The organism is Paenibacillus sp. YYML68, from assembly GCF_027923405.1.
GTDB lineage: Bacteria > Bacillota > Bacilli > Paenibacillales > NBRC-103111 > Paenibacillus_G.
In genome coordinates this window covers 1,083,894-1,095,466 of record NZ_BQYI01000001.1, presented here as the reverse complement: position 1 = coordinate 1,095,466, position 11,573 = coordinate 1,083,894, and the positions used below count along the sequence as shown (strand labels likewise).

Here is an 11,573-nt window from a genome sequence, read left to right as displayed (position 1 = left end):
GAACTGGCCCACTACCCTCTAACCGAACATCCAACAGCTGAGCGACAAGCATCCGTTCTGGTACTGGCGATGCAGCAGCTTCGCCTTCTTGCCCTCGTGAGCGGCTCCCATCGCAATCAACAGCGGTGCAAGATGGTCGCGAGTTGGCATCGCCTCCGCCGCACACGGCGCCTCGTCCTGGTAATGGAACAAGCGATCGATGTCCCACGTCTCCAGCCGATCCTGCAGCCACTGATCGAATGTGAGCGCCCAGCTGGTGACAGTCTCATCGCTCCAAGCGAGCTGCTCCAAATTATGTACCGTGCCTCCGCTTCCGATAACCAATACATTGCGCTGACGCAGGGCCGCAATAGCTCTGCCGATCCGATAATGCTCCTCCGGCACGCGGGACGGACAGACCGACATGCTGACGATCGGCACGTCACCGCGCGGATACATCCACTTGAGCACGCTCCATGCGCCATGATCGAGACCGCGCTCATCATCAAGCTCCGCGTGAATCCCTTCCAGCTCGAGCTGCTTATTAATCTGCAGAGCGAGGGCGATATCACCGCTTGCCTCATATTCCAGTCGGTACAGCTCCTCCGGATATCCGAAGTAATCGTGGATCGCTCGGAACCGAATCGGCGCTCCAACATGCGGCCGTATCGTCTGCCAATGCGCGCTAATGATGACGATCGCATCGGGCCTCGGAAGCGTAGCCCCGAGCGTTTGCAGCATGCTCGTATACCGGCTATGCTCCATAGCCAGCGTCGGCAGTCCATGCGCGACGAATATCGTAGGCAGCATGCACCGTCTCCTCCTCCCGGGAAATGTATTGACTCTAGCTTTAGCCTTCCAATCCATCCCTATTCCCCGGCTTCTTATACAGGCCGCCCTATTGTCTTCCCTATCGGACAGCCGATTTCCTGCCCTATCTATACATTTACGACGCTGAAGCTGGAAATAGCCCCTGCACTTGTGCAGAGGCTGCTTACAATTACAAGATATCAAAGCTTACAGCTGCGACTTCACCCAAGCCTCCAGCTCAGCAGCCGGACGGAAGCCTACCTGTGTGCCGACATCGACGCCATCCTTGAACAGCTTCAGCGTCGGAATGCTCATGACACCGTATGCGCCAGCTGTCTCGGGATTATCATCCACGTTCACCTTAGCGATCGTCACCGAGTCGCCCAGCTTGCCGCTCAGCTCCTCCAGCACAGGAGCGATCATTTTGCACGGACCGCACCAAGGCGCCCAGAAGTCGACCAGAACAACACCTTGACCTACCGTCTGCTTAAATTCGCTATCCTTCACATTCACAATGGCCATAATATACTCACTCCTATTCTGAATTAACAGGCTCCTAAACTATAAAACCGCTCCGCCTCCCTAACTGTTACAGAAAAAGTGACAGTTAGACTAAAAACAAACTACACCCGCTCCTTCTGAACCACGCGTACACGCTCCAGAACCTCCGCAATCTTCATCTGCTCAAGAAAGGTCAGCATACGCTCCTCCGCTTCCGAGAAGATGCCGTCCATCACCTCGGTCATGTTGCAGGCGATCATGCAGTCGCCCTCCTCGGACCCTGAGCACCAGCCCGGCTTGATCGAGCCGATCGACGTCGCGCGATAGATCTCACCAAGTGTCACTTCAGTTGGATCACAGGACAGCGTGTAGCCGCCGCCCGCGCCTTCCTTCGTGGCGACATAGCCGCACTTCTTCAGAACGCTCATCACCTTGCGGACACGGGCCGGATGCGTGGAGACGTTGCCCGCAATCAGCTCGCTCGTTGCCGAATGATCAGGACGATAGGCCAGCAGTACAAGACTGTGCACCGCAATCGTAAATTCGCTGTTCATCCGTTCAATCGACCTCCCGCCTCGAGCTTACTGTTATTATATTTATTACAGATGAGACTGTCAAGCACATCATTCCCTGTGCTCGACAGCCGATCGATCGGGCTATGATTCATCAGCCATATACCTACCTTTATGAATAATGTCAACCGTTACATGTATTGAATCGAGTGAAGCTTCATTCAAAAACTGCACCCCATGTTGCTGCACTTGCTCCTTCCACCACCCATTGTAATTGCGATATAGAATCTCGCGAAGCCTGAACAAATCCATTCCCCTTCCGACACCGCGTACGTAAGCTTGCCTTAGCTGGCGTCGTACCTCCTCCGATGCCAATTGCTCAAGCTCTTCGATCGACACCGCCTCGTTGCCCACCTCCTGTATAACCGCTCCCAGCTTCACTTCCATTCGGAACTTGATTGTCTGTCCTTCCCAGTATGGAATGACCTTCTTAACTGGCTTCTGCAGCATGAACACACCCTGTGTCCTTCCTCCCTTCCGTATGACAAGTGGAAATCGTTCCATCTTCTTCTCCTGCCATTGAATTCCTTGTAATTGAGCAGATGTCAGCTTACCCCGATACGTATCGTTGCTGTACACATGGGCTCCGTCCATGTACAGCATCTTCTGAGGCTTCTTGTTCTCCTCCCACGTCCGTTCTTTAAGCGCAAGCGAAGGGATTATGGTCGTGGTGCTCGCCTCTTGACTGTCGCGAATCACCTCATACCATTGTATCGGACGAATAGAGGAGTACTGCTTATACGCTTCAGTAGGCTCAATCAGTATCGAATTCACAGAAGACAGCCCGAAGAAGGCCGTAGCCGACAAGATTCCCTCCATCTCCTCGTTCGTGCCATACACCCATATGTTATACCTTGATTCCCGATATCGATTCACCACATCGATCACCTCCTTATAGCCGTGCTCCATGAGTCGGCCGGTGAATACAAGCGCCCCCATATGATCCCAGTAGACGCGCTGCTGCGACGATTGATACAGCTTCGCAATCGCCATAGTCAGATCAGGGTCACTCGCATGTCCGACCCATACCTTGCTGCTCTGAGACTGCCCCCCTTCAACTTTCGCTACTGTAATAAAATCAAGAAACTGCACATAGACGACATACTCATCCTTCACATAGTCAACGCCCATCGCAATCGTGTAGTTCAGATCCTGCACCTCTTTGTCGCTCCAACAGCCGGTCAAAGGCAGTAGAAGCAGCAGGACGGCCAATATCGCCCGCAGCGTACGCATCAGACTCGATCACTCCTTCTGTCTACGTTGACTATCCGCCTGTCTGTCCTGATCCTGAAGCTGAAGACCCGACGGCCGCTTCCGCTTAGATATCCACGGCAGACGCAAGAGAGACTGAACCAAGTCTCCAGACAGCGGGTTCGAAATAGGATTAAGATAAGGAAGACCGAATGAGGTCAACCATGACATGTACAGCACTAGTAAGAATATACCAGTGAAAAATCCGAACAAGCCCAGCGATGCTGAAAATAAATACAGCACCAACCGGATAATCGTAGCAGCACCCAGCAGCGCCTGATTGCCCAAAGTGAAGCCCGAGACCGCAGTCACCGCACCGACCACAACCATCGAGGGAGACACAAGTCCCGCACGGATGGAGGCATCGCCCACAATCAGTCCACCGACCACGGTTAACGTTTGTCCGATGGAGGACGGCAAGCGTACGCCCGCCTCGCGGAACAACTCGAGGAGAAAAAGCAGAAGCAGCATCTCCATCGTTGCCGACAGCGGCAGCCCTAACCGACTCATCGTTACCGAGGCCATGAATTGGAACGGCAACTGGTCCGGATGAAAGCTCACGATGGCGATGTACATCGCCGGTAAGATCGTCGTCATCATAAATCCGCATAGCCGCAGCCAACGGGCGAATGAAATAGCGATATACATGAAGTGGGAATCTTCAGCCGTCTTCATGATGAACAGCAGATCGGCTGGTCCGATCACTGCTGAGGGATTACCGTCCAGCAGCAGGACGAAGCGTCCATTCAGCACACTTTCCACTGCAAAATCCGGTCTGCCTGTGAAGGCCATAAGCGGGAATAGTGAATACGAAGAATCCGATATGATCTCGGATAATTGTGTCGATGAGATAATGCCATCCAGCGAAATGTGATTCAGTCGATGCTGGACCTTGTCGATAAGCTCCCGATTCGCAATATCCCTTACGTACAGCAAGGCAACACGGGTTTGGCTGCGGGAGCCGATGCTGTAGTTCTCCACACGAAGCGTCGCCGTCTTCAACCGCTTCCGGACGAGTGCCACGTTCGTATCCACATCCTCGACGAACCCATCCTTCGGTCCGCGAATGGACACCTCGAAGTTGGACTCATCCGGATTGCGAGTAGGCGGTGAATAGCTGGAATGCGCGTAGAGTCGGCCGCTAATACTGTCATAGACCAGCAGCTTGCCCGAGAACACCTCCTCGTCCAGCTGTCCGAGGCTTACTCCCGCTTGAATGCGATCCAACTGCAAATAGCTTTCCTCCAGCTCATGTTCAGACTGAACGGCCTCCAGTAGCTGCTGTACCCATCTCCCCGAATCACACAAGCCGGAGCAATAGACGAGCGTGATCTCACCTGGTCGCTCGTTGCGCTTGCAGGAATACGTTTCGATGACAACATCGGCACAGTCTTGATAACGGCTTATTATATCCTCCAGGCAACTGGCGGGATTATCCATCACACATTCCTCCCCGCTCTCTGTCTCATGGTCATGAAGGCAAGGAGCAGCAAGAAGCCTATACTGTAGGCAGCGCTAACCCCGTTCTCAATGAAGGCCTGCCATCGATAGTTCTCGACATCGAATATGGGCAGCAGACCCGAATACACGAAGTAGATGGAGCTGATGATTAGGGCAGCAACTTCTCTTCGAATGTTCCATACACTAAGCAGATCCAGTGCAATCGTAACCGTCAAGGATACCCGTATAAAGGCGCCGGACAGCCACTGGTAGATGGATAGAAAGTCGACATGCTCTATGAATCGGCCGATTTTCACGATTCTCCACTGCTCATACGCCGGATACCGCTGGGCTGCCGCCTCCTCTGGACCGAAGATGGCAATGCTTCCGAGAAGAGGACCTATGGTCAGTCCGGCCAAGAGCAGGGAGAGACTAAGAATGTATGACAGCTTGTAGGTCCCGTTCTTCACATAGTGCTGCAGAAATAACAGCATAACCACCTCAGCGAAGCCGCTTAACGCAGTCGGCACAGCGCCCCACACTCTTTCCCAGCCGTATTCAAGCATTGGCATCAGCTGCCAATAATCTTTATATTGGAAGTTAGCACTCATGACGAAGTATCCTAGCAACACAACGAGAGGTAAAAAAATGCAGGATGAAAGCGCAATACAGCGGATTCCAAAATATCCCGCCAGACCGCAATAAAGTATAGCCAACAGCGCAATCGCGATTTTGGGCGTTTCGGGAAGATAGGCCGCAACCGTCCACAGCACCGTGTTGTTCAGCGTCGTCAAGCCCATCGGGATTACATAGATCAATGCTGCTGCTGCGAGCAGCCTTGTAAAGAGTCTCCCGTATTGAGCAAGAGCCCAATCCATCAGACCTTGCTGGCCGATACCTCTGGATACATAGTACAGCAAGAGGGCCATTAACACGGTGAAGCCCATGGCTATAATCACCGTAATCCACGCGTCCCTCCCGGCCTTATCCAGCAGCAGGGGGATCAGCACCACGTGATTCGTCATTCCCGAAGACAGCATCACAACGAAAGCGATTTGAAGCATAGACAGCTTACCCAAGTTCATCGAAGCTCCTCCGTAGCCGTTCAATATTCGAGCGAATGCCTTTATACTGTACCCTTATTTAGAAGTTTTATCCTAATGCCAGCACCCTCTTCTCGCTGTAGCTCACAAAATGTTGACGACTATCTACCACTTGTTGCTTCGTCATAAGCCTTACCAAGAGCTAGGCGAAGATTATTTAGAGAATGTTTCAAAGGATAATAAAGTGAAGCGTGTCTTCAGGCAACTAACAGCACTAGGCTATGATGTCAATATCGTAGCACTTATTTGTTCCATATTTCACTTAGAGGTGGATACCAAAAAAAGCCAACTCGGGCATCCATACAGCTTTCCGATGTTCGTCATTCATGTGCATGCAGATTACAAAAGCGTTTTGAGGCCATATTGTTTGGACATTGAGTTCACTTCGCGTAACGAACTCATCCATCGAGACCGTTGGCGCTTTTTGGCATACCATCTTGCGAACCGTTGAAGACTGTACCAATCCAGCCTTGCCATCATACCGAGGAAGTCAAAACCTTCTTCTCCTGTCCATAATCCGACGATGCGCCTGACGTTTCCCTCTTCCACAACTCCCGCACCTAACCACTTCCTCACCAATTTCAGAATACGCCTGTCACTGATTCGCATTTCGACCAGCTTCATGAGCTTCTCCTGATTGATGTTGTCGAAGTAGCCTTGTCCCCATATGCCGGAGAATTCTTCGCTGTCGTTCCAAGTTCTGAACAGCTTCCATGGCCTTCGTCCATTACGCGAGACTCGGCTTCCTCTCTTTCCTCTTGCGAGGCCTCTTTGACGACGCGGCAGGATTCACTTTATGTTACGGCCTGATATGTCGCTCGCCCTGTCTCTAACAGGTACTTTTGTCAATACGCTTCTACACACAGATTTCGCCATACGCATATATCCTAGCTACGTGGGGGCTTTGCCCCTCCCGCGACCGGACCTGCACCGGCTAGAAGATGTGTGCTTAGCTGGGCACGCCGTTAAAAAAAGACAGCCTAGGCTGTCTTTTCATTCTGTACACGAGCACGGGTAAGCTGGAATTATTGGTACATTCCGCTGCGCACGAACGCATTCGGCTGCTGCGCGCCAATCATGTTCATCTGGAACGTTGCCATTTGGGCAACGGTACGCTCCAGCTGGCTGCACATGTGCGCAAGCTGCTGCATTTGATGTACCGCCGACTGGTGGCCCTGCAGCGCCGTTTGGATGACCTGCGCCGCTTGACGCTCACGCTGAGCGATCATTTCGAGCTGCTGTGCGTTTTGCTGCTGCTGCTGCAGCATTCTCTCATAGTTTTGGCTAGCCATGTGCGTCTGCTGGATCAATTGCTGAATCATCTGCTGTGCCTGGTTAACCTGCTGCGTGACCGCGTTGTTGTTCATCATGTACATGTGGATAAGCCTCCTCTGTAGTCGGGTCGTCTTGATAGCCCATCCTATTGTGCATAACTGTGTCCGCAACTATGCAAGACAGCATGCCTGGCTTGTACATTGTACGCAAAAAGCGCCTCCCCAAACGGGGAGACGCCATGAAGCCTGCTTCGAGCACGCAGCCGTGTCGGTTGCGAGCCTTCTATTAAGGTTGAATACCGTAAATGTTGTACAGACCATCCAACAGCAAATTCGCTGCCTTCACGCCGCCGGCTGTGTTCCAGATCGCATCGTCGACCTTGTGCACATTGCCGCTCTTTACGCCGTTCAAGTTTTTCCACAGTGGATCGTTCAGCCATTCCTGCTCCTGCTGATTCGCCTTGTTATCGCCTGTCTCGTACGTGAAGTACAGAATGATGTCGCCATCGGCCTCAGGCAGACGCTCCTTCGTGATCTCCTCCGCGAACGTGTTCTTGCTGTTCACTGTCGGGCGCGCGATGCCGATCTGGTTGAAGATGACGCCTGTGAAGGTGTCTGCTAAGTAAATTCTTGTCTTGCCCGCCATGAAGCGTACAACCGATACTTTCTGCTGCAGCTTGTCGCCGGCCTTGGACTTGAAGTCCTCAATCCGCTTGTCGAATGCCGCGATAACCTTGTCGCCCTCTTCCTTCTTGCCTAGAGCCTCTGCATACAGACTGTAGTTGTTCTTCCACTCGCCGCGCAGCGTCTCGGAGAACACCGTAGGGGCGATCGCCTTCAGCTGCTCGTATATTTTCTCCTGACGCAGCTTGTTGCCGAGAATGAGGTCCGGCTTCAACGCCGCGATCTGCTCGAGGTTCGGCTGCGACTCTTGACCGAGCTCCACGACGCCTTCCATGTCTGCCTTAATATGATCGTACCACTGGCTTACAGTGAACGACTTCACCGCACCGACCGGCTTGATGCCCAGCGACAGCACCGCTTCCGTACCTTCGTTCGTCAAGACGACGACACGCTTCGGATTCGCGGGAACGTCCGTCTCGCCCATCGCATGCTTCACCTTGCGCGTCGCATCGGCCGCTGCGGCTGGCTCCTTCTTCGCATCTGCAGCCGGGCTCGACCCCGTCGCACCGTTATCCTTCGCCCCGCAGGCGCTGAGCAGCAGCCCGATCATTAGAATAAGAGCCATTGCAGCTGAGCTATTCCATTTGAAGCTCCACGATTTCATGTTTCCGTACCCCCTGATTGATGTATGTACCGATACTTTCTCAGTGATAATGATTATCACTCGGATGACCATCACCTATCCTACTCGCTCAGTGTACGATTGTCAAACCTTTTTTTGATAATGATTCTCAAATTCATTGACTTCTACTACCTCATCTCCTACAATGGATAAACGTAGCAGGCCTAAGCCTGCTATTTGTCACGACCTCGCTAGTGGTAGCCTCTACCATCGAAGTCGCACATCACGCTATAACAGGAAGCAGGACGTAAACAGATGCCTTCATACTTCACTCCTACTGTACTGCGCTTGGCAGGCTTGCTCGTCGCGATCGCACTGCTGGCATTCGCAATGCTGGCCAGCGTGCAATACGGGGTCGCTTACTATTCATGGGACCGCGTTGTCACTTCATTCACCGCCTATACGGAAACGAATGATCATATCATCATCCGCACGGCACGTGTGCCTCGAGCACTCATTGCCGCTGCAGTCGGAGGCAGCCTTGCTGTTGCAGGGGCGCTCATGCAGGCGATTACCCGCAATCCGCTCGCATCGCCGAGCTTGTTCGGCGTAAACGCTGGTGCCTCGTTCGCGATCGTGCTGTCCGTCGCCTTCTTCGACGTATCCGGCTTGACGACGTTCACGTGGATCGCCTTCCTCGGCGCTGCGGTGAGCGCTGGTATCGTCTACATGCTCGGCTCGTTCGGACGTGACGGCATGACGCCGATCAAGATTACGCTCGCGGGCTCTGCGATCGCCGCGTTCTTCTTCTCGCTCACGCAGGGCATTCTGCTCTCCAGCGGCAAGGCATTCGATCAGGTGCTGTTCTGGCTCGTCGGCTCCGTATCTGGGCGAACGATGGAGATGCTCGAAGCGGTGCTGCCCTACATGGCGATCGCCTTCGTGGGCGCCATGCTGCTGTCACCACATATGAATGTGCTCACGATGGGCGACGACGTCGCCAAGGGGCTCGGTCAACGCACGATATTGATCAAGGCGGCTGCCGCGCTCGTCATTGTGCTCCTTGCAGGCGGCTCTGTTGCTGTCGCAGGACCGATTCTGTTCATCGGCGTCATCATTCCTCATATCGTACGGTTTCTCGTCGGGGTCGACTACCGGTGGGTGCTGCCGTACTGCGCAGTGCTCGGCGCGCTGCTGCTCGTCGCCGCAGACGTCGGCGCTCGCTACATCGCGATGCCGACCGAGGTGCACGTCGGTGTGACGACCGCGTTGATGGGCGTGCCGTTCGTCGTCTATATCGCGCGCAAGGGGGGACAACTCGGATGAACAGCTTGACTAACCGCTATATCACGCTGCGCGGCTTGTTCTTCTCCTTCCTGATAGCGAGGAAGGCGCTGCTCCTTACGCTGCTGCTCTTCACCAGCACCTTGATTGTCATGATTCTATGCACGGGAATCGGCAGCATCTTCGTTGCGCCTCTCGACGTCATTCGCTCGATCTTCGGCTACGGGGCAGAGACGCATGAGCTGATCATACGCTCCCTCCGTCTGCCGCGTGTCGTGACCGCTGTGCTGATCGGCGCTTCGCTGGCGGTGTCAGGAGCGATTCTGCAAGGCGTCATCCGCAATCCGCTGACGTCTCCTGACAATATCGGCATTACTGGCGGCGCGGTGCTCGGCGCGGTGTCGTTCTTCTTCTTCTTCGCCGATAAGCTAAGCATTCATTGGCTGCCGCTGTGGGCGATCACGGGTGCGGTCGCTGCCACGCTGCTCATCTATATGCTCGCCTGGAAGAAGGGTGCGTCTCCACTGCGCCTCGTCATGATCGGCATCGCTGTCACAGCGGCCTTGAACGCCCTCTCCTATATGATGATGATTACCGGCCCCGCCGTGCTGGCGAATCATTCGTTGACGTTCATGACCGGAAGCATATACGGCGTCTCCTGGGAAAAGGCTGTACAGCCTCTGCTCCCTTGGGTCGCCGCCCTGCTGCCTCTCCTGCTCGTCTATGCGCGGCACATCAACGTCCAGGAGTTGGGCGAGGACGTCGCCCGCAGCGTCGGCAGCACCGTCCAGCGGCAGCGGTTCCTGCTCCTGCTGCTGAGCGTGGCGCTGGGCGGCGCCGCGATCGCCTTCGGCGGCGCGATCAGCTTCATTGGCCTCATGGCGCCGCATATGGCGCGACGGCTTGTCGGGCCGTCCTTTGGCGCGCTGCTGCCTGTGTCGGCGCTGATCGGCGCTATCCTGCTGCTGCTGGCCGATCTGGCCGGGCGCATGCTCGTCCCGCCGCTTGACATACCGGCGGGCGTATTCACAGCGAGCGTCGGCGCGCCGCTGTTCGTGTTCCTGCTCTATCGCAGTCAGAGACGGTAGAGCTATCGTTCCACTGTTGCGTGAGAAGCTCGACTTTGTCCATATCACGCCGATACCCCAGCCATGAATCTACCCAACTCGAAGGAGTCGATGACGATGTACGCCCTGCAATCGAACGACCTGTGCCTCAGCTATGGAGAGACGCGCATATTCCAAGACTTAAGCCTCAGCCTCCCCAAGGGCCAAATCACCGTCTTCATCGGCAGCAACGGCTGCGGCAAGTCGACGCTGCTGCGCTCGCTCGCGCGGCTGCTGAAGCCGCAGAGCGGACAGGTCGTACTGGACGGCAGCGACATCGCATCGCTCCCGACGAAGGAGATCGCTCGGCGAATGGCCATCCTGCCGCAGGGACCAGCGGCACCCGAAGGGCTGACCGTGCTGCAGTTGGTGAAGCAGGGGCGGTATCCATACCAGAGCTGGCTGCAGCAATGGTCACGCGAGGACGAGACGATGGTTCGGCGCGCTCTGGAGCTGACGAACATGGCCGCGCTCGCCGACCGCACCGTCGACTCACTGTCCGGTGGCCAGCGGCAGCGGGCATGGATCGCGATGACGCTCGCCCAAGGAACGCCGACCATTCTGCTCGACGAGCCGACCACCTATCTCGATCTCGCGCATCAGATCGAGGTGCTGGATCTGCTGCATGAGCTGAACGAATACGAGCAGCGGACGATCGTCATGGTGCTGCACGATATTAACCTTGCCTGCCGTTATGCCCACAACATCGTGGCAATTAAGAACGGCAAGGTGTATGCGGAGGGGCAGCCCGAGCACATCGTGAACGAGCAGCTCATTCGGCAAGTATTCGACCTCGACTGCCGCATTATGGAGGATCCACTATTCGGTAGTCCCATGGTTGTCCCGTTCGGCAAGGGCAGGGGCAAGCAGCCGCAGGCTGTGCAGCCCGAATCGGCTCCAGCAGCGCGCTTCAGCTGAATTCGCCGTTGCACGATCTTAGCTAGCTCGGCTCGTAACGACATCATAACGATGTGCGGCCGCTACACGCCTCATCCGACTCGGATTAA

12 protein-coding genes are annotated in these 11,573 nt (G+C 54.9%); 3 read left to right on the top strand and 9 right to left on the bottom strand.

All coding sequences use genetic code 11. The features are described from left to right. Positions 1 to 18: 18 nt before the first annotated feature. The 9 genes from PAE68_RS04925 to PAE68_RS04885 form a co-directional block, all read right to left on the bottom strand. A complete protein-coding gene (locus tag PAE68_RS04925; protein WP_281884662.1) occupies positions 19 to 789 on the bottom strand; it encodes a DODA-type extradiol aromatic ring-opening family dioxygenase in 771 nt (256 codons plus the stop codon). A gap of 207 nt (positions 790 to 996) precedes the next feature. Further along, positions 997 to 1,311, bottom strand: a complete 315-nt coding sequence (gene trxA / locus PAE68_RS04920) for a thioredoxin (RefSeq protein ID WP_281884660.1) — start codon at positions 1,309 to 1,311, stop codon at positions 997 to 999. 101 nt (positions 1,312 to 1,412) lie between these two features. Then, positions 1,413 to 1,844, bottom strand: a complete 432-nt coding sequence (locus tag PAE68_RS04915) for an RrF2 family transcriptional regulator (RefSeq protein ID WP_281884658.1) — start codon at positions 1,842 to 1,844, stop codon at positions 1,413 to 1,415. 102 nt (positions 1,845 to 1,946) lie between these two features. Next, positions 1,947 to 3,095 carry a Ger(x)C family spore germination protein gene (locus PAE68_RS04910; protein WP_281884656.1) on the bottom strand — a complete coding sequence of 383 codons (1,149 nt, stop codon included), beginning with the start codon at positions 3,093 to 3,095 and terminating at the stop codon, positions 1,947 to 1,949. A gap of 9 nt (positions 3,096 to 3,104) precedes the next feature. Then, a complete protein-coding gene (locus tag PAE68_RS04905) occupies positions 3,105 to 4,553 on the bottom strand; it encodes a spore germination protein (RefSeq protein ID WP_281884654.1) in 1,449 nt (482 codons plus the stop codon). After that, the gene (locus tag PAE68_RS04900) at positions 4,553 to 5,638 is read right to left on the bottom strand and encodes a GerAB/ArcD/ProY family transporter (RefSeq protein ID WP_281884652.1); all 1,086 of its coding nucleotides are present in this window, start codon (positions 5,636 to 5,638) and stop codon (positions 4,553 to 4,555) included. Before PAE68_RS04900 ends, PAE68_RS04905 begins: the two co-directional genes overlap by 1 nt. Positions 5,639 to 5,995: 357 nt before the next feature. After that, positions 5,996 to 6,280, bottom strand: coding sequence for a hypothetical protein (locus PAE68_RS04895; RefSeq protein ID WP_281884650.1), 285 nt, complete (start codon positions 6,278 to 6,280; stop codon positions 5,996 to 5,998). A 401-nt stretch (positions 6,281 to 6,681) separates the two neighbouring features. Continuing rightward, the gene (locus tag PAE68_RS04890) at positions 6,682 to 7,032 is read right to left on the bottom strand and encodes a hypothetical protein (protein WP_309299310.1); all 351 of its coding nucleotides are present in this window, start codon (positions 7,030 to 7,032) and stop codon (positions 6,682 to 6,684) included. 184 nt (positions 7,033 to 7,216) lie between these two features. Next, a complete protein-coding gene (locus PAE68_RS04885) occupies positions 7,217 to 8,218 on the bottom strand; it encodes an ABC transporter substrate-binding protein (protein WP_281884648.1) in 1,002 nt (333 codons plus the stop codon). A gap of 273 nt (positions 8,219 to 8,491) precedes the next feature. On the opposite strand from PAE68_RS04885, the gene PAE68_RS04880 reads away from it, so the two are divergent. From PAE68_RS04880 to PAE68_RS04870, 3 genes are all read left to right on the top strand, one after another. Beyond that, the gene (locus tag PAE68_RS04880) at positions 8,492 to 9,502 is read left to right on the top strand and encodes a FecCD family ABC transporter permease (protein ID WP_281884646.1); all 1,011 of its coding nucleotides are present in this window, start codon (positions 8,492 to 8,494) and stop codon (positions 9,500 to 9,502) included. After that, positions 9,499 to 10,548, top strand: a complete 1,050-nt coding sequence (locus PAE68_RS04875) for a FecCD family ABC transporter permease (protein WP_281884644.1) — start codon at positions 9,499 to 9,501, stop codon at positions 10,546 to 10,548. The genes PAE68_RS04880 and PAE68_RS04875 overlap by 4 nt, the downstream gene beginning before the upstream one ends. Before the next feature lie 96 nt (positions 10,549 to 10,644). Beyond that, positions 10,645 to 11,484 (top strand): ABC transporter ATP-binding protein, encoded by an 840-nt coding sequence (locus PAE68_RS04870; protein WP_281884642.1) that lies wholly within the window; start codon positions 10,645 to 10,647, stop codon positions 11,482 to 11,484. The last annotated feature ends 89 nt before the right edge of the window (positions 11,485 to 11,573 follow it).

Bases quoted from the DNA above. Each gene is read 5' to 3' on its own strand.
- PAE68_RS04925 (WP_281884662.1), bottom strand. From the start codon at position 789: ATGCTGCCTACGATATTCGTCGCGCATGGACTGCCGACGCTGGCTATG.
- PAE68_RS04885 (WP_281884648.1), bottom strand. From the start codon at position 8,218: ATGAAATCGTGGAGCTTCAAATGGAATAGCTCAGCTGCAATGGCTCTT.
- PAE68_RS04915 (WP_281884658.1), bottom strand. From the start codon at position 1,844: ATGAACAGCGAATTTACGATTGCGGTGCACAGTCTTGTACTGCTGGCC.
- PAE68_RS04895 (WP_281884650.1), bottom strand. From the start codon at position 6,280: ATGAAGCTGGTCGAAATGCGAATCAGTGACAGGCGTATTCTGAAATTG.
- PAE68_RS04910 (WP_281884656.1), bottom strand. From the start codon at position 3,095: ATGCGTACGCTGCGGGCGATATTGGCCGTCCTGCTGCTTCTACTGCCT.
- trxA (WP_281884660.1), bottom strand. From the start codon at position 1,311: ATGGCCATTGTGAATGTGAAGGATAGCGAATTTAAGCAGACGGTAGGT.
- PAE68_RS04880 (WP_281884646.1), top strand. From the start codon at position 8,492: ATGCCTTCATACTTCACTCCTACTGTACTGCGCTTGGCAGGCTTGCTC.
- PAE68_RS04900 (WP_281884652.1), bottom strand. From the start codon at position 5,638: ATGAACTTGGGTAAGCTGTCTATGCTTCAAATCGCTTTCGTTGTGATG.
- PAE68_RS04870 (WP_281884642.1), top strand. From the start codon at position 10,645: ATGTACGCCCTGCAATCGAACGACCTGTGCCTCAGCTATGGAGAGACG.
- PAE68_RS04890 (WP_309299310.1), bottom strand. From the start codon at position 7,032: ATGTACATGATGAACAACAACGCGGTCACGCAGCAGGTTAACCAGGCA.
- PAE68_RS04905 (WP_281884654.1), bottom strand. From the start codon at position 4,553: ATGGATAATCCCGCCAGTTGCCTGGAGGATATAATAAGCCGTTATCAA.
- PAE68_RS04875 (WP_281884644.1), top strand. From the start codon at position 9,499: ATGAACAGCTTGACTAACCGCTATATCACGCTGCGCGGCTTGTTCTTC.